Annotated in this window: 18 protein-coding genes and 1 pseudogene; 11 read left to right on the top strand and 8 right to left on the bottom strand. The window is 70.4% G+C overall.

Translation table 11 applies throughout. The annotated features are described in order from the left end of the window. Nucleotides 1–34: 34 nt before the first annotated feature. Complete coding sequence (locus AB0C36_RS22845) at nucleotides 35–583, bottom strand: hypothetical protein (RefSeq protein WP_494410255.1); 549 nt, start codon at nucleotides 581–583, stop codon at nucleotides 35–37. Between AB0C36_RS22845 and AB0C36_RS22840 the strand changes: the two genes are divergently transcribed. Continuing rightward, a complete protein-coding gene (locus AB0C36_RS22840; RefSeq protein ID WP_358356770.1) occupies nucleotides 582–791 on the top strand; it encodes a hypothetical protein in 210 nt (69 codons plus the stop codon). The two genes, AB0C36_RS22845 and AB0C36_RS22840, sit on opposite strands and share 2 nt — an antisense overlap. Here the strand turns inward: AB0C36_RS22840 and AB0C36_RS22835 are convergent. Further along, complete coding sequence (locus AB0C36_RS22835; RefSeq protein ID WP_358356768.1) at nucleotides 784–1,953, bottom strand: saccharopine dehydrogenase family protein; 1,170 nt, start codon at nucleotides 1,951–1,953, stop codon at nucleotides 784–786. The genes AB0C36_RS22840 and AB0C36_RS22835 overlap by 8 nt on opposite strands. Nucleotides 1,954–2,109: 156 nt before the next feature. On the opposite strand from AB0C36_RS22835, the gene AB0C36_RS22830 reads away from it, so the two are divergent. The 5 genes from AB0C36_RS22830 to AB0C36_RS22810 all read left to right on the top strand — a co-directional run bounded on the left by AB0C36_RS22830 (nucleotide 2,110) and on the right by AB0C36_RS22810 (nucleotide 6,571). Next, nucleotides 2,110–2,253, top strand: coding sequence for a hypothetical protein (locus AB0C36_RS22830; protein WP_358356767.1), 144 nt, complete (start codon nucleotides 2,110–2,112; stop codon nucleotides 2,251–2,253). 1,631 nt (nucleotides 2,254–3,884) lie between these two features. Next, nucleotides 3,885–4,217 (top strand): hypothetical protein, encoded by a 333-nt coding sequence (locus AB0C36_RS22825; RefSeq protein ID WP_358356765.1) that lies wholly within the window; start codon nucleotides 3,885–3,887, stop codon nucleotides 4,215–4,217. A 114-nt stretch (nucleotides 4,218–4,331) separates the two neighbouring features. Continuing rightward, nucleotides 4,332–4,853: a hypothetical protein gene (locus tag AB0C36_RS22820; RefSeq protein WP_358356763.1), complete on the top strand. Its 522-nt coding sequence runs from the start codon at nucleotides 4,332–4,334 to the stop codon at nucleotides 4,851–4,853. A gap of 81 nt (nucleotides 4,854–4,934) precedes the next feature. Then, nucleotides 4,935–5,099: a hypothetical protein gene (locus tag AB0C36_RS22815; RefSeq protein WP_358356762.1), complete on the top strand. Its 165-nt coding sequence runs from the start codon at nucleotides 4,935–4,937 to the stop codon at nucleotides 5,097–5,099. A 725-nt stretch (nucleotides 5,100–5,824) separates the two neighbouring features. Then, nucleotides 5,825–6,571 (top strand): HNH endonuclease, encoded by a 747-nt coding sequence (locus tag AB0C36_RS22810; protein ID WP_358356760.1) that lies wholly within the window; start codon nucleotides 5,825–5,827, stop codon nucleotides 6,569–6,571. Between the two features lie 66 nt (nucleotides 6,572–6,637). Here AB0C36_RS22810 and AB0C36_RS22805 read toward each other — a convergent pair whose 3' ends face one another. Continuing rightward, nucleotides 6,638–7,741, bottom strand: coding sequence for a hypothetical protein (locus AB0C36_RS22805; RefSeq protein ID WP_358356822.1), 1,104 nt, complete (start codon nucleotides 7,739–7,741; stop codon nucleotides 6,638–6,640). A gap of 348 nt (nucleotides 7,742–8,089) precedes the next feature. Then, complete coding sequence (locus AB0C36_RS22800; RefSeq protein ID WP_358356758.1) at nucleotides 8,090–8,344, bottom strand: hypothetical protein; 255 nt, start codon at nucleotides 8,342–8,344, stop codon at nucleotides 8,090–8,092. A 190-nt stretch (nucleotides 8,345–8,534) separates the two neighbouring features. Between AB0C36_RS22800 and AB0C36_RS22795 the strand changes: the two genes are divergently transcribed. After that, nucleotides 8,535–8,837, top strand: coding sequence for a hypothetical protein (locus tag AB0C36_RS22795; RefSeq protein ID WP_358356756.1), 303 nt, complete (start codon nucleotides 8,535–8,537; stop codon nucleotides 8,835–8,837). Nucleotides 8,838–8,909: 72 nt separating this feature from the next. Here the strand turns inward: AB0C36_RS22795 and AB0C36_RS22790 are convergent, their stop codons facing one another. Together AB0C36_RS22790 and AB0C36_RS22785 are read right to left on the bottom strand one after the other, a co-directional pair. Further along, nucleotides 8,910–9,476 carry a hypothetical protein gene (locus tag AB0C36_RS22790; RefSeq protein ID WP_358356754.1) on the bottom strand — a complete coding sequence of 189 codons (567 nt, stop codon included), beginning with the start codon at nucleotides 9,474–9,476 and terminating at the stop codon, nucleotides 8,910–8,912. Nucleotides 9,477–10,178: 702 nt separating this feature from the next. Then, complete coding sequence (locus AB0C36_RS22785; RefSeq protein ID WP_358356752.1) at nucleotides 10,179–10,991, bottom strand: MBL fold metallo-hydrolase; 813 nt, start codon at nucleotides 10,989–10,991, stop codon at nucleotides 10,179–10,181. Nucleotides 10,992–11,041: 50 nt separating this feature from the next. Between AB0C36_RS22785 and AB0C36_RS22780 the strand changes: the two genes are divergently transcribed. Then, nucleotides 11,042–11,437, top strand: coding sequence for a MerR family transcriptional regulator (locus tag AB0C36_RS22780; protein ID WP_358356751.1), 396 nt, complete (start codon nucleotides 11,042–11,044; stop codon nucleotides 11,435–11,437). A gap of 104 nt (nucleotides 11,438–11,541) precedes the next feature. Here the strand turns inward: AB0C36_RS22780 and AB0C36_RS22775 are convergent, their stop codons facing one another. Beyond that, a complete protein-coding gene (locus AB0C36_RS22775; RefSeq protein WP_358356749.1) occupies nucleotides 11,542–11,682 on the bottom strand; it encodes a hypothetical protein in 141 nt (46 codons plus the stop codon). A gap of 169 nt (nucleotides 11,683–11,851) precedes the next feature. Between AB0C36_RS22775 and AB0C36_RS22770 the strand changes: the two genes are divergently transcribed. The 3 genes and pseudogenes from AB0C36_RS22770 to AB0C36_RS22760 all read left to right on the top strand — a co-directional run bounded on the left by AB0C36_RS22770 (nucleotide 11,852) and on the right by AB0C36_RS22760 (nucleotide 14,479). Then, nucleotides 11,852–12,469 carry an L-threonylcarbamoyladenylate synthase gene (locus AB0C36_RS22770; RefSeq protein ID WP_358356747.1) on the top strand — a complete coding sequence of 206 codons (618 nt, stop codon included), beginning with the start codon at nucleotides 11,852–11,854 and terminating at the stop codon, nucleotides 12,467–12,469. A gap of 41 nt (nucleotides 12,470–12,510) precedes the next feature. After that, nucleotides 12,511–12,696 (top strand): annotated as a pseudogene (locus AB0C36_RS22765) (hypothetical protein); the annotation flags it as partial. An 823-nt stretch (nucleotides 12,697–13,519) separates the two neighbouring features. Then, nucleotides 13,520–14,479, top strand: a complete 960-nt coding sequence (locus tag AB0C36_RS22760; protein WP_358356745.1) for an NAD(P)H-quinone oxidoreductase — start codon at nucleotides 13,520–13,522, stop codon at nucleotides 14,477–14,479. A gap of 88 nt (nucleotides 14,480–14,567) precedes the next feature. On the opposite strand, the gene AB0C36_RS22755 is transcribed toward AB0C36_RS22760, so the two are convergent. Further along, a complete protein-coding gene (locus AB0C36_RS22755; RefSeq protein WP_358356743.1) occupies nucleotides 14,568–15,629 on the bottom strand; it encodes an ABC transporter permease in 1,062 nt (353 codons plus the stop codon). Nucleotides 15,630–15,952 lie beyond the last annotated feature (323 nt).

The raw sequence follows: 15,952 nt of genomic DNA, 5'->3' as shown, positions 1-15,952 counted from the left end.
ACTGTCACCCGGTCCTGACGACACGTTGGCAGGCTCACGCGGCGAAGGGGAAGCCTTCGTCGACGGCGTCCGAATCCGTGTCGATCTCCGCGTCCGAACCGGCCTTGGCCTCGGTCTCCGCCTTGACTCCCGGCGGTCGGCGCAGGGTGTGGAGGTCTGCAGTTCCCGCGTGCGCCGCAGGCTGCTCGGGGAAGGTGTCACCGTCGGCGTCGGTCTGCCAGGTGACGGACGCACCGCGCAGGTCGCGCTCGCCCGGCCACTCGGTGGAACTCGGCCAGTAGGCCTCGGCCTCCGGTCCTGCTGCGGTGCGCAGGTGGGAGTACGCTGCGTCGAGGATCGGGGTGAAGGATGCGACGTCGACGTCATCGGCGGCGATCGCGAAGCGGGCGAGCAAGGCGACCAGCGGGCCGGGGTGGGGGAGTCCGGGATCACGCAGCGCGGCGGCCCGGCAGACGAGGTCGAGCTCGTCCCAGCGGAACACGTGCGGATGCCAGTGCGCTTGGTCGTCCCAGCCGAGTGTGTGTTCCTCCTCCGACGTCGACGTCCGGAGGCCGAGTTCGAAGTAGCCGGCGTCGACGTCGATGCTCAGGACCAGCGTGCTCGTCGGTCACCTCGACGGGTATCTCGCAGTCCTCGAGATCCGGGAAGACCAGGTCGTCCTCGTCGTTGGGCTCGGCGTCCGCGAGCAGATCGTCGAGGGTGTCGTCCTGGAAGTTGTACGCGGCCCAGAACCGCGGGTTGGCAAGGTGCGCGGACAGCGCATCGGAGAGGCATGCGCCGAGGTTAGATGAGCCTGCCGACGTCGCGGCCCTCGACCTTCGCCGACGGGAACAACCGGATCCGCCAGTCGTCGGTGTCGTCGGACGTGGTCGTCCACAGCCGGACGTCGCGGTCCTTGAAGGCGGCGTAGAGGTCGGCCGCGGGCAGCCACCGGTCCAAGGGGAGGACGCCAGGGGTGTCCAGGGCTCCGCCGAGCAGGCGTTCCACGGCTATGCCCGCGAGGAGGGCGGGGATCCGGCCGCCGTGCTCCAAGACCGTCAGGCCGATCCGCCGAGTCAGGGTGCGTCCTCCGCGCGGCCCGGTCACCTCGACCATGAACGCCCCGGCCTCGTCGCCGAAGCGGCCCACCAGCCAGGAAACGCCCCTGACCACCGGGGTCCAGCGTTCCGGCTGCCGGGGGCGTCCGGTCCGTGCCCGAAACGCCGCGAACGCGCCGAGCGCCCGGTTGAGAGTGCCGAACTCGGTGCCGGCCTTGAAGCTGACCGTCCTGGCACCGAACAGCTCGGGCAGTACATCGAGATCGGCCATCTCGTAGACCTGGTGGACGAGCCGCCGGCCCACCGGCGGCGGGAACTGCACCCACTCGGGCTCGGACCAGCCGTACACGGTGGCCGCCTTGCCACCGCGCGGCGCCTCGAAGCGCAGTCCTGCGCCGTGCAACATGGCCTCGAACATCGCCGGTCCGCGATGCCGTCGGGTGTCGGGGGCGGCCGAACAGCGTACGGCGTCCACCCGGTCCAGCCCTTGGGCGAGGTCGCGTACGAGCAGGGCCTGGAGGCCGGGGACGACGGAGGCACCGGTCACCACCGAGACCTCGGCTCCTGCGGCGAGTTCGAGTGCGCCGTGGCGGAAGGCGCGGTCCTCGGAGATGTCGACGTACGGAACTCTCGCCGCGAGCGCGGCCCGCAGCGGTTCCCAGGGCTGCGCGCCGATCGCCGGGAACGGGCCGGCGCAGTGGACGACTGCGGCCGCGTCCGCGAAGAGTTCCGCCAGCCGCGGGCCGTCCGTTCGGTCGGCCGCTACCCAATCCACTCTCGGCGACCCGAACCCGGGCGCGGGTGGCCGCCGGGAGACGACCGTCACCGTGACCTCCGGCTGCCGCAGCAAGTCGGCTACGACGTACCGGCCGTAGAACCCGCTGCCCCCGACGACTACAACGCGTGGTGCCCCCATGAGGCGGACGCTAGCAGGCGCGTCGATCGCGCCTGTCGCCGAGCCCGGTGAGCCCCGCGGAGCCGGCTTCTTGCTTGAAGTGCACATGCTGTGCACATCCGCGAAAGCGGCACCTGGGCTTCCACCGATTCCATCCCCGTACGGGAACGCCACGACGTGACCCAACAGGGCCCGCGCCGCCTGTGGGACGAAGCCGAGGCCGCGTACCGCTGGTGGGAGGACCACGGCCGCCCCGAGATCACCCGGTACGGTGTCACCGTCGACGTCAACGGTCAGCGTCACTGGCTCGACCACCCGTAAGTGCTCGTTCTTGAACTGACCCGCGTCTCTACGCTGTTGGAGTGAACGGCGGCAGGGTTGTACGGCTGCGGGTCGGGGCGCGGGGGCGGTTGTGTCCGGCCTGCGGTGCGGTGTTGCCGCCGGGGTCGAAGCCGGAGCGGGTGTACTGCTCGGGGCGGTGTCGTTCCGCGCAGTGGCGGTTCGTGCGGCGGAGCCGGGTGGCGGTACGGCCGGCAACCGACCCAAAGCCGGGAGAACATCAGTGCGCAGGACGTTTCGCAACTTCCTGCTCCAGGGACCCCGGACCGCCTGACACCAGGCTAACCCGCCCCCCAAGACGCGGCCCGCTGCTGGTGCTGAACAGCAGCGGGCCGCATTCGCCTGCATCGGCCTCACCGGCCGACGGGAATGGGTTGTCGGTACGAAGGCTGGCCGCGGCGCGCGGCGCCGGAACGGGGGACGCTGTCGTGCAGATGTGGCCGCAGCTGGCCGAGGCACTGAGGGTCGGCGACTATCTCCGGGTGGGTGACGCGCGGTTCGGTGCCCGGCACCGCGGACCCGTGGAGGGGTTCGCCCGGATCGACCGGGTCGAGCACCTGCGCGACCTTGCGGGGCTGCCGTCGCGCAGCGGCCGGCCGCGCCCGGGCCGGGCGGTCCCCGCGGTGTTCTGCCACGGACTGCCGGGGCCGCTGCTGCTGCGCCCCAGGGACCACCGGACCCTGCTGCGTGTCCCTGCCCGACGCCGCGCCCACGACGCCACGCACCAGTGGTGGGACGAGCCCGGTCCGGGCACCCTATTCGGCGGCGCGGTGGTCCCCGACGCCCCGGACCCACGCCGCAACGACCCCGTAGAGCCGGAACAGCCCGCCGCCCCGACCGCCCCCGTCCGTCCTGCCGTCCCTCACGCCGGTGGGCGTCGGCGGGCGGCGTTCGCCAAGCCGGCCTCCGCGCTCTCGGTGGGCGACTACCTGCAGATCCAGGCCTGCGCCTCGGGGGAGGACAACCTCGACGTGGATGAGGGCTACGCCCGCGCGGAGTGGGGTCGGCCACCTCGACCCGGCCGCAGGCCGACGGTTGTTCGCCGCACCGGAGTGGGCGGACGGCCCGGTCATCGGTGTCGGGGTGTTCGGGGTTCCGGGTCTCCTGCTGCTGCCGGCGAAGCCGGTGCGCGTCCTGGTCGCCCCAAACGTGGAACGCGTCGCCTACGACACCGAGGACCCCTGGTCGACCGACGGCTTTGACGTCGTCCTGGACGGGCTGCGCCCCGCAGACCCCGACATCCAGCGCCGCGCGGACGCCGTCCTGCGGCCAGCACCACCCGCGGACGAACAGGACCTCTACGACAGCGAGTTCGACGGCGACCAGGAAGCCCGCACCCTCCACGTGGACGGGGTCACCGGCTACCGGCCGGTGCCGCTGTCCCAGCTGCCGTGGCCCGGCAAGCTCCACAAATGCGCGCATCAGGAACGCGCGGAACAGATCCGCGCCACCTACCCGGCCGACAGCGACGTGTGGCCGGCCGTCAACGCCGAACTGTTCGGCGCCCTGACCGACACCGATTTCGCCGCCTGCCCCTACCACCACCAGGACTGGAAGGTCATCGCCGAGATCGCCGTCGACGCCACCGCACCTGGTCAGGACCCCGTCGACATGTGCCAGGCCGCGCTGGCCGACCCAGGACCACTCCCGAGCAACACCCGTGGATCGCGTCCCTGTTCACCGACCCGGTCCTCTGGAACGGCAGACAGGAGAACTTCACCAACGGCCAGCACCGCACCTGCGCGCTCCGCGCCGCCGGCGCCCCGGCGGTTCCCGCCGCGGGGCGGTACCTGCCTTCGCGCCCGTACCCGGCTCCGGTCGAGGCCACCCAGGACGCCTCCGTCCGCGTGGCAGCGTTCTGGCGCGCACGCGCCGACTCCCGTTACGGCCACCTGCCCGGCGCCGGATGGTGGGCTGCTTGGCTCGCCTCCCGGGCCGCCGCCTGATCACCCCGCGCACGTCGGCTTCTTGCGCGCTGAACAAGATCGCCTCTCAACTCGACGGTCAGCTTTCGTCGTTCGCGTCATCTCGCGCGGACCGGTCACGGAGGATGGACGGTCATGGGGCGGGAAGACAGCGACGAGGCGTACGTGCTGGACCTGTGTGACGCGGTCCTGGGAGAGCGCGGCAGTCGGCAGCACCGGTTCCACTGGCTCCTCGGGGACCGGGGCACCTCCGGGCGGCGGGCGCGGTTGCCGGTGGACGGGTACTGGGAGCGGCAGCAGCTGGTCGTTGAGTACCGCGAGCGGCAACACGACGTGCCGACCGCGTTCTTCGACAAACCGGACCAGCTCACGGTGAGCGGGGTCCACCGCGGCGAGCAGCGCGCCCTGTACGGCCGCCTCGGCGACACCCTTATCCCCGCCCGCGGCCTGACGCTGGTGGTCATCCGCCCGGCCGACCTGGCGTCCACCCCCGCAGGCCGCCTGCGCCGCCGGCGCCCCGAGGACGTGGCTGCGGTCCGGAAGATCCTGGACCGCGCCGACCTCACACCAACGACGGGGGCGGCGCCGCGACCGGTGGTGTGGGAGTACGCCGGCGCCGGATACGCGATGGTGCCCGTTCAGGAAGACAACGGCTGATACTTCCAGTTGTGCACAGCCGCGGCCGCCGACCAGGTCGCCGCAGCCGGCTTGACTCGCATGCTGCCGCCAGGAGAGCGCTTGTCGATGGTCAGCTTCCGCGACGAGGACCCGGTGGAGGGACCGATGCTGTGGGACGACCAGGACGGAGACCTGCCGTTCGAGGTCGTCCGCCGCTTCCTCAACGAAGTCGCCGAGCTCCTGGCCGGGTTGGGCCTGTGGACGGAATACCCCTCCAGCAACTGACACCAGCCCTGCAACCCCGACTGTGCCAGTTTCCGGAACTGAGAGAAGGATCTGTCGAATGCCAGCGCCGGACGAAACACCTGCTCACCCTCCGAGCGATCATCCCCAGCCTTCCGTGCCGCGGCAACTGGCCAGCGCTGGGGCCGCTACCTTCCGCCAGCGCATCGCCGCCGGGTGGAGCCCTACTGGGCCTGCTGTCAAGACCGGTGTGATCGTGCTGGCCGCTGTGGTGATCAACGGCTTCATCGCCGCTGCAGAGGCCCGCGCCAGAGCAGACGCTGCGGCCAAGGACGACGCCGCCGACCCACCCACCACCCGGCGGTACACCAACCATGCAGGCGGCTACTACCGGTGCAGCCACGGTGGATGCAGTAAGAAGGTGAACCCGACCATCTTCAAGCACGACTGCTGCGGCCGCTGTCAGCAAGGTCGGAACTGCAGCAGAGCAGCGCGCAACGCGATTACGACGGCCCCGGCGGTTCCGCCCACAACTACTCCCAGGGGCTCCTGAGCGACGGAGTCTGCGACTTCTGCGGCGAACCGCCTGAAGTACACCTCTGGGAGTTCAACTTCCAGACCGGTGAGCGCCGTTCCGCTCGGTTCGCCTGACCGCGTGCGCGGCCCCGCGCGGGAGTTTGCTGGTAGGCGCCCCCGGCGGTGCCCGGCCTGCATAGTCTGCTTGTTCGGCGGGTGCGTGCGGCGCGCGCTGGGATGACGGGGTGCCCATGCTGGAGAAGGAACAAGGTACGGACGGCCGTTGGCGGAAGGTGCCGGACGGGCCGTCGTGCATACCGGGGTGGCTGGTGCAGTACGCCAAACCGCACCGGGACCTGCAGGTCATCGTCCGGAGAAAGCAGCACGAGGACGGCCGGTTCTACGACTACGAGTACGGCCTCGCGTGCACCCTCCACGACAGCGGTCACCCCGTCGGGCGGCACCTGGTCCCGGGCGCGCGGCAAGGCGCGTACACCGAGGCGAACAAGCTGTGGTGTCCCGGCTGCACGCCCGGAACCGTAGCGGCGCTGCTTCCCACCGAGTCCGTTCCCGGGGAGACCGACACCGCGCCGGCGCCAGGCACCAGCCCCGCGCCGGTGGACTACCGGCGGCGGGTGCAGGTCTTGGAGGATGCGGGGCACGTGGCGCTGATGCCCCAGGAGGCCGTCCGCCGGCAGCGGCGCTTGCGCGAGGCTCGGAGCCTGGTCATCGCCCGGTCCGGAGGCCGGTGTGAGAGTCCGCTATGCGCGAGCCATGGCTTCCGCGAGGTCTCCAGGACCGGCGAGCCGATACTCGAGGTCGACCACGTCCAAGACCTCTCCCGCGGCGGCGCGGACCACCCGGCCAACATGGTCGCCCTGTGCCCGAACTGCCACGCCGTCAAGACGCACGGTCGACAGGGCGAACAGCTCCGCGAGCTCCTGCGCGACACCGCGAGGAAACGGCACGCGGAGGCCATGCAGTACATGAGGGGCTGACGCGCTGGAGAAACAACGGCGGCGGGGTGGACCGGTGGATGTCGGACGGGGGCGCTGTACTGAGACTCAATCCGAACTGTTGATCGCGCGCGCCGCATGCGCGCGGGCTTCGGCAATGAGGGCGCGGAACACCACGACGATTGCAGCGAGGTCGTGGCGGACTGCCGCGAGGCGGATCGCGCGTTCTACCGCCTCAGCGTCGGTGAGCGCGGCGACCCACGCCCGGACGATCTCCGCATCGGGGCTGACCGCGGAGGGTGCGAGGACGTCGACCAGCCCGGTGCGCGCGACTGCGGCCCCGAATCGGGCCCGGGACCGTTCGGCCGCTGGCACCGTGCCGGCCTCAGCGAGACGGGTGCGCACGTCGTCGTAGCCGGTGGCGATGTCCAACTGCGGTGGAATCACCGGGAGGTCGTGGCGCCCGGCCAGCAGGACAGGCAGCGCTATGGTCCGCACCCACTCCTCGAGGTCCCGTAGCTCGTGCGCGAGGATGGTCCATACCCCGGTGTGGGGTCGACGCAGGCAGACCGTCGGGACCACCGAGAAGGCGATCCGCTGCCCGCGTGGCGCGCTGGCGATGGTGTCTCCGACCTGGACAGCGGCACCGCCTCCGGGCCGCGGCCGCAGGTCTGCAGGCACGACTGCCTCCAGCGGGCTCGCGGGATCGTCGGGGTAGACGGTGCCGATCCGGGTGGCGATCTGGGCGGGGGTTCGGTGCTTGGCGGTGTTGGTGTGTTTGGCCAGCAGTTGCAAGGGATGATCGTCAGGATCGCTGCGTTGGAACGGTTGCAGACGCTCGAGCCGCTCCGTCAAGGGCGTTCCCACGCGCAGCGGTGCCAGTTGCGAACGCTTGGTGTTGCCCAGCCACTTCGTCCACGCGGCTGCGGTCACACACGCGGGCACTTCGATCCGCACCGCCTCTTCGTCCCTCAGCGGACGCGCGAGCTGCGCTTCGACCTCGGCGTATAGGGCGTGCTCCATGGCGGCCCGCAGCTGGGTCAGGGCATCGGCCACCAAGCGGGGCAGAGCTTGCGGTAGCGGCGCGATCGCCTCCACGACGACCTCCTCGCGGTCACCGCGCACCACGTTCTTCAGCGTCAGCGGCCCTCGGGCGGAGTAGTCGTGGACGAGCCTCAGCGCACGGTCCAGGGTGTCGTCCACATGAGCCATGGTGGCGACCATGTGCAACTGGTGGTCCGCGAGCCAGGGGAGAACCGCATCCGTACGACGCATCAAGGGCGTCCAATCACCGAGAGGCCCCACCGGGGCCGAGACTGCCAAAACGGCGCGCCCTCACCCGAGAGACCTGCGAGGCAGGCTAGGGATCGTTGATGCGGGCGACCGCTGGAATGAGGCTAGCGCCGACGGACGACACGAACCCGGAATCTTCTTCGACTGTTCCGCGGGTGGGGCGAACGCAGGGACCAGCCGGTCAGTGTTGTTGAGATCACCGCTGACATGCCGACGCGCCGGTGGAGGACTCTGCATGCGGGTCAGGTGTCGACGGGCGGCGCCCTGTCAGGCGTCGACCCACCAGGGTGCTGCTCCATGCAGCTGCCGGTCCGTGTCCCATGGGCGGCTGGGGTGGCCGTCGGAGTCGATGCCGTATCTGAGGACCATGCGCGCCTCGCGTGCCTTCAACCCGTCCTCCACAGTGCGGCGTCGGCGCATACGGTCGCCGGCCAGCCTCCACAGGGCAGTTGCGTCGCCGGCGTTTGCGGCGGCCACGACCAGTTCCCAGGCGTGGTCGCAGGCACCTGCGCGCTCGCGCATGCGGACCTGGTCCCAGAGCGTCGGTCGGGGGTCCAGTACGTAATGCCGTGGTGACTCACTGACCCGGAGAGAGAAGAAGGACCAGACAGCGTTCAGCGGGGGCCATGCCGCCTCAGCTTGCCTGTACAGGGCTTCAGCTGCGCCCCATTCCTGCTGCAGTTCATGGAGTCGGGCGAGCGCAGATGTGTCCGTGCCGGGGCCCGAGGACGAAGCGATCGCCCGGGTCCTCGCCCCCGAGGACCAGTTCGACGACCCGCGCGTGCCCCGTGCGCTCCGGTGGCTGAAGACCGACGCCGACCGTGCCGTCGCCTACACCTATGCCAAGAACGACGGCATCAGCTGGAGCGAAGCGGCGGTCCTCGCGAACCAGCGGGCGCAGCGCGGGGAGGCCACGCGTACGGCTCTCAAGCGCGCCGGGCGTCTGATCGACCAGCGCGAGCGTGCTTGGCGCGAGGTTCTGGACCGCCCGGAGCAGCGCGCTACGGGTACCTGAAGAGGGCCTTCGGGCGGCTTCGAGGCCTGTCGTCGGAGGTTCTGGTGGTTCTGACGGCCCGGGACGCCGCTCTCAGAACGGCGGGTCGTCCGTGAAGCCTTCAGGGGCGGGTCCCTGGTCCACAGCGGCGGTGCCGCCCCACGGTCCGCGCTCGTTCCACAGATGGGGCGGCATGTCAGGCAGTGCACGGGCGTCGAGGACGGCATAACACACCGCCCACGCGTGCTCCAGGACCTGCTCGGCCTTGACGGAGACCGCCCCGTGGCGACTGCGGAAGCCTGGGCCGAGGCGATGGAGCAGGCCGATGAGTTCCGGACCGGGCCAGTGTGCCTCAGGCACGAATGCGGCGAGCCGGTGCAGCGCCAGGGAAACCGGGTAGACGACGCGGTCGAGGAAAACCTCCTGGTCGGAGCCAGTCGGGTCAGTCTCGGGCATGAAGCGCAGCGCGTCCTCGGCCGTCGCAATGACCGCGAGGGCTTCCAAGGCGGCCGCGCGGCGCAGCGCATGGTCCTCCTCGACGGGTGGTGGGTCAGTCCGAGCGCTCCTCTCGGTGGCCTTGGCGTTGCGGGCCTGGAGGGACACGGTCATGACACCGACCACGACCCCGGACACGACTGCTGCGGCTATCTCGCTCCACACAGCGACCTACTCCCCGAGCCAGAACGGCGCAACGACGTTCGCGTCCAGCGCGCACCAAGCCTGCCCGGTGCGTGTCGCCGCCCAGATCTTGGAGCGTGAAGTGCTCGGCCAGCGGCCGAGAACCGAACGCTGGCACGCGTGCCAACAGCCAAGGCGGACTTACCAGCAACGATGACGATGGTCATGGCCCCATGATCACGTAAGCCCGCGATACCCACTCGGCACATTGAAGACGACCACTGACCGAGCGGCGCTGTCCAAGAACCCCGACGGCGTCGATCACTCACCGATTCCACCGTACGGTGACGAGTTCGGCGCGTCCTTCGGTCGCCGGGATGCCGGCATGTCGCCACCGTGCTTGCGAACGGGAAGGCCGCCTAGCTGTATTGATCACGCGCGTCGTGGGTGGGCCGGCTCGGTACGGGCGGGGCTGCGGGGCGGTGGTGAGGTTCGCAGCAGCGTTCCGCAGCCATGCGGTGTTCCTGAACAATGAAAACCCGAATGGGTGACGCGCGGCCCAGCCCGCTTCCTGCCCCGCGGCGGCATCCACCTGCACGTGATAACCGGGCGGGTCGTGACCGAGCTGGGCGTCGACATCAATCTTTCGAGCATCTGGGAGAAGTCTCCCGGCGATGTCCCCACGGGGATGGCGATGTGCGCCACGGCGGCGCGCAGGGCGTCGAGGTGTTCGGGCATGTCTGCTCACGCAGCCGCTTGGAGGGCGGCCAGTTCCCACGGGTCGTGCGCGCTGAAGGCCGTTACCCGGTCGCCGTGGTCGCGGACGAGTTCGCGGAGTCTCGCCTGGGTGCCCAGCCGCAGGTCACGGTGGGTCTCGGAGCTCGTCTGCACGAAGTCCAACAGCGGGTGCCGTTCGGGCACGGGCTGGAGTTCACGGTGGTAGTAGTACGCGTCACCGCAGTGCAGGAGCCACATGTCCGAGCCGGGGTCGCGCACTGCGACACCGGCGTGACCCGAGGTGTGGCCGCCCAACGGGATCAGCTTGATGTCTTCGGGCAGCCCGTCAGGTTGAACTGCGGTGAAGCCGAACCAATCGTCGCCGGCGGCCCCGGAGTAGGCGGCCCATTGGGGACCGTGCGCCCAATGCGCGGGCCGATAGCGGAAACTGGGAGCCTGGGCCAGGGCGGCGTCCAGTTCCGAGGCCAGAAGGTGGACCCGGGCGTGGGGGAAGTCCGGCAGGCCGCCACAGTGGTCCACGTCGAGGTGCGTGAGAAGGATGTGGCGGACGTCGAGCGGGGAGTAACCCAGCCGGGCGATCTGGCGGATCGCGGTCTCGTCCTCCGCCAAGGCGGGCTCGGCCATCTCGACCCACTCCCGCCCCAGGGAGGCATCCGGATCGCGTACGTCGTCCAGGCCCAGGCCCGTCTCGACGAGCACGAGACCGGACGCCGGCGTCTCCACCAGCAGGCAGTGATTGACGGCGTGGGTCGACGGTGGACCGTCATACGTCGCTTCGATCGCGCGAACAGAACCGCAGTTGAGGTGATGGATACGCATGGTGCGTATGCTCTGACTTGAACCGCGGTTCAAGTCAAGGGAGGCCGACGGTGCTCGATATCGCCGAGGTCGCGCGGCAGTCCGGGCTGACCCCCTCCGCGCTGCGCTTCTATGAAAGGCGGGAGCTGATCACGCCGGCCGGGCGCAATGGACTGCGCCGCAAGTACCACCCCGAGGTCCTGAGCCGGCTCATGCTGATCGACTGCGCCCGCAGCTGCGGCTTCACCATCGCCGAGATCGCCCGATTCCTAGCGGCGCGCCCCCGTGACGAGGAACTCCGCCTCCGGATGGCCGACAAGGCACGAGAGGTGGACGTGCGGATCGACCAGCTCACGCGCATGCGCGACAGCCTCCAGCATGCCGCCTTCTGCACGCATGACCCGCTCGTCGAATGCCCCGAGTTCAAGCGCACCTTCGCCGACGCGGCGCGGGAAGAGAAGGGCTGATCACGCGTCGACTGCGTTGCGCCGTTGCCCCGTGACGGCACCGAGAACGCGCCGCGCGGTTCGCCGCGCCGTTCCCTTCGCAACGGCCCTGCGTCTGCCCGGAGCTACGGCACCAGGCCGCCGCCTGCGTCGCGGGGCAGTCCGGTGTAGTCCTGACCGTGGATCGGCCGCACCTGTGCACCGGGCACGATGTGAACTTCGTCGACCGGTCCCGGCTCCCAGCCGCCGCGGTTCCAGTTGGTCATCGCCTTCCACCCGGGCAGTTCGGCATGCAGGGCGCACGCCCCGGAGCTGCTGCGCACCCCACCGCAACGCGCGGACCCGGACGGTCCCGGCGGCGTCGCCTGCGTCGATCGGGCTCGGGGTGACATCCGTCGGCCGGAAGCGGGTCGGCGGCCCCCGTAGGGTCGGTGGATGGCGAAGTACTTCGATGTGCACCCCGAGAACCCCCAGCAGCGCACCATCAGCGGCGTGGCCGACCTGATCCGCTCCGGATCGCTCGTCGCCTACCCGACGGATTCCTGTTTCGCACTGGGATGCCATTTGGGCAACCGTGACGGCCTCAGCCGGATCCGGACGCTCCGCGACCTCGACGACCGGCACCACTTCACCCTGGTGTGCGAGAGCTTCGCTCAACTGGGGCGGTTCGTGCACCTGGACAACGACGTGTTCCGTGCCATCAAAGCATCGACGCCCGGCCCCTACACGTTCATCCTCCGCGCGACGTCCGAGGTGCCGAAGCAACTGTTGCACCCGAAGAAGACGGTCGGCGTCCGGATTCCCGATCACGTCGTCACCCAGGCCCTGCTGGCCGAACTCGGTGAGCCGCTCCTCTCCAGCACACTGCTCCTGCCAGGCGAGGACGAGCCGCTGACACAGGGCTGGGAGATCAAGGAACGGCTCGACCACGTGGTGGACGCGGTGGTGGACTCGGGCGACTGCGGCACCCAGCCGACCACGGTCATCGACTTCTCCAGCGACGAGGCCGAGATCGTCCGTCGAGGAGCGGGCGACACCGCGCGGTTCGAGTAGCGGACGGGTTCGGACAGTCGCGATCCTAGGAGAACCAAGCGGCCGAACTATCCGGCGAACTCCTCCTGCCCGCCCAGGCAGCACTCCAGATGGCCTACGACGGCCTCACCGATGAGGAGGTCGCCAGCCGCTACGACGTCAGCCTCCCCTTCGCGAAGTGGCGAATGGGCGCCACCGGTGCGCGCCTGCGCGCCAAGCGCCGCGACGTCAAATACGGCAGAAGGTGAACCGAGCGCAAGAACGCTGAGGGGGCGCAACAGCCGGGGTGCGCCCCTTCGTGTGCTGCGCTGCAGCCATGAGCTGTCCTGCCGATCAGATTGGCGTGCGTCTGGCTGCTGCTTGAGGTGGCTGTGGCGACGGTCCGAAGTCGATTGCCGGGTACCTGAAGCTGCGTGATCATCGTCGGATGAGTGCAAGTGCGGACGAGGATCGGAAGCTGACACGGGTCGTGCAGACGTGTTCCGCATGCCCGTCGCAGTGGGATGCCTGGACGGTGGCCGGCCAGTACCTGTATTTCCAATACCTCGGGGCCTGGTCCGTGGCCGCATACGGCGGTCCGATAGCGCCGCCACCCGATCAGGTGAACGGCGCGTGCCTGGAAGCTGGATGGGTGGCCAACGCAGGGTGCAGGGCCGCTCGGGGTGCGGGAGCCTCCGCACGTCCTCATGGGCCGGGTCCACTCCGGGCTCAGCTGCCGGTTCCGGGCGCGGTGGCGGTGCTGGGTCCGACGCTCGGCCCGCGTAACGTCACCGCTCGACTGCGCGGCGGTATGCCGTCGCCGGCAGGGTGCCCGCTGCCGGGGAGCTCGAGGGGCACGGCGAGGACGGTGGCGGGCACCCACCAATGTTGACGGTGCATACTTCTCGTCGTAGAGTATGCAGTGCATACATTGGGCTTGCGGTGATCCTCGTCGGGGCGTGGGTTGCCGGTGATCGCGGTGACGGCCCTGCGGTCCGTGCGGTCGGCGCGTGCATCTTTTGCCGCGGGCTTGCCGCCGTGTTTGCCTCGGCAATGGACGAGCCCTTCGGTCGGCCGTGGGATGGGAGTGCCATGAAGGCTGTAGCGATCAAGGAACCGGGTGGCCCCGAGGTCCTGGAGTGGGTCGACGTCGAGGATCCGCGGCCCGCGCCCGGCGAAGTCGTGGTTGATGTGAGCGCCAGTGCCCTGAACCGGGCGGACGTCATGCAGCGCTGGGGGTTGTATCCGCTGGCGCCGGGCACGTCCCCGTACCCGGGGCTGGAGGTCTCGGGTCGGATCAGCGCGGTCGGTGAGGGCGTGACCGGTTGGCGGGTGGGTGACGAGGTGTGCGCGTTGCTGACCGGGGGCGGGTACGCCCAGAAGGTGGCCGTGCCGGCGGGGCAGCTGCTGACGGTGCCTCGGGGGGTCGGCCTGGTCGAGGCGGCGGCCCTGCCCGAGGCCGCGGCCACGGTGTGGTCCAACCTCGTCATGACCGTGGGACTCACCGCGGGGGAGACGCTCCTCGTGCACGGCGGCGGCGGGGGTATCGGCACTTTCGCGATCCAGGTCGCCAAGGCGCTGGGGGCCCGTGTGGTCACCACCGTGGGCGGCCCCGAGAAGGCCGCCCAGGCGCGGGAGTTGGGGGCCGACGTGACGATCGACTACCGCACGGAGGACTTCGCCGAGCAGGGCCCGTACGACGTGATCCTCGACGTGGTCGGCGGCGGCTACCTCGAACGCAACGTGCGGTCCCTCGCCGCGGACGGACGCCTGGTCGTCATCGGCCTGCAGGACGGCCTGGAGGGCTCGTTGAACCTGGCGGATCTGGTGTTCAAGCGGTTGTCGGTGCACGGTACGACGCTGCGCACGCGTTCCGCGGTCCAGAAGGCGGCCATTGTCGCGGACGTACAGCGTCATGTCTGGCCGATGATCGAGAGCGGGGCCGTTCGGCTGGTCGTGGACCGGACGCTGCCGATGTCCCAGGCTGCCGAGGCGCACCGGGTGATGGAGTCCGGCGGGCACACCGGCAAGATCGTGCTCGTGAACGACTGACACGAACCGTGCCGGCGCGGGCTGGTCCGGGGCCGTCGGCCGGTGGCCTCCGTCTCCGATGCGTGGCGCCGCGCACCGGCCTGCGGTGCTATCGGCCCGGCTCTGCGGCGGGGCGGCCGTGCCGTCCCGCCGCGTCTTCCGGGGCTGCCGGGCGGCGTTGCCGCAGGATCGCGGCGAGCATCGTGACGACGATTCCGGCGAGCGCCCAGGCGGAGAGCACCAGCAGGGCGGAGGTCATGGCATTGCCGTGGAAGTAGGCGATCGAGCGGGCCGCCCAGGTACCTGCGCCGGGAGGCAGGGCCGGGCCGATCGCCTGCCAGAACGGCGGCAGCATCGGTTGGGGGAACGCGCCGCCCGCGCTCGGGTTGCCCGCGATGACCACGAGCAGGATGGCCAGGCCGATGCCGATGATGCCGAAGAGCCCTTGGAGGGCGAGGGTGGCGGACCCCACAGCGAAGATGACCAGTGCGCCGAGCCCCCACAGGGACACCACGCTGCCCGGCAGGGCCCCCAGGATCGGTCCGACGATGACCGCGCCGCCGAGTCCGCCGGCGATCGCGACGAGCGTCATGGTGCCCAGCCGTGTCGCTGCCCGGGCGGGGTTGGCGGGGCGGGCGCCGGCGCTGATCGCCAGGATCGACGCGCACAGGTAGGCCCCGACGCACCAGCCGATGACGAGGTAGAAGGCCGACAAGGCATTGAAGTCGTGCGGGGACGCCGGGGCCACGTCGACCGTGTGGACGGTGCGGCCCTGCGTGCGGTCCAAGGCGGCGGTCAGCGTGTCCAGGGCAATGGCGAGTGCTTTGCCGCCGCCGGAGGCGACCAGCAGGGTGTCGGTCGTACCAGCCGGGCTCACCACGAGTGCGCCGTCGATGTCCCGGTTCATGATCTGCCGCCGTGCGGCTGCTTCGTCGGCCACCGCGCGCGGGTCCAACGGCGAGTCCGGCAGCTCGTCGAGGCGCGCCACGGTCTGCTCCGCCACGGCCTGCGGCGCCACGACCCCGAACGGCACGTCCTTGAGCCTGGGGTCGTGCAGCGCCCCCACGTAGGACGCGATGAACAGCATCTGAAGGGCGATCACGCCGATCACCAGCACCGTGGCCCGCGGAGTGACGGCGTCCTTCACCTCGGCCAGCACGCTCTGCGTCATCACCCCACGGTCCGGCCCGGTGCTCCCCTTCGCAGGCCGGGAGAGCCGAACGGAGTAGGCCCGCAACGCGCCGCGGGACGGCGGGCGGCGCGAAATCCGTTCGCGTCGGGTTGCGCCGCCCGGGCTGCGTACCAGGATTGGGCGAGGGGCCTTGTCCCGTGAGCGGCCCGTCCGTACCCGAGCGGTCGGCAGTCGTGCGGGACGTATCTTCCAGGGCACGCGTGTGCTCGCGATTGGAGCCGCCATGACCTCGCTTCCCCCGCCCGTCACGCCCTACCTGGAACCCGCCGCGCAGGAGTTGTGCGACGCCACCGATCCGCATC

It is taken from the genome of Streptodolium elevatio, assembly GCF_040649515.1.
Taxonomy (GTDB): Bacteria; Actinomycetota; Actinomycetes; order Streptomycetales; family Streptomycetaceae; genus Yinghuangia; species Yinghuangia elevatio.
Note: the sequence above shows the minus strand (reverse complement) of the source record. Positions and strands in the feature narration are given on the sequence as shown.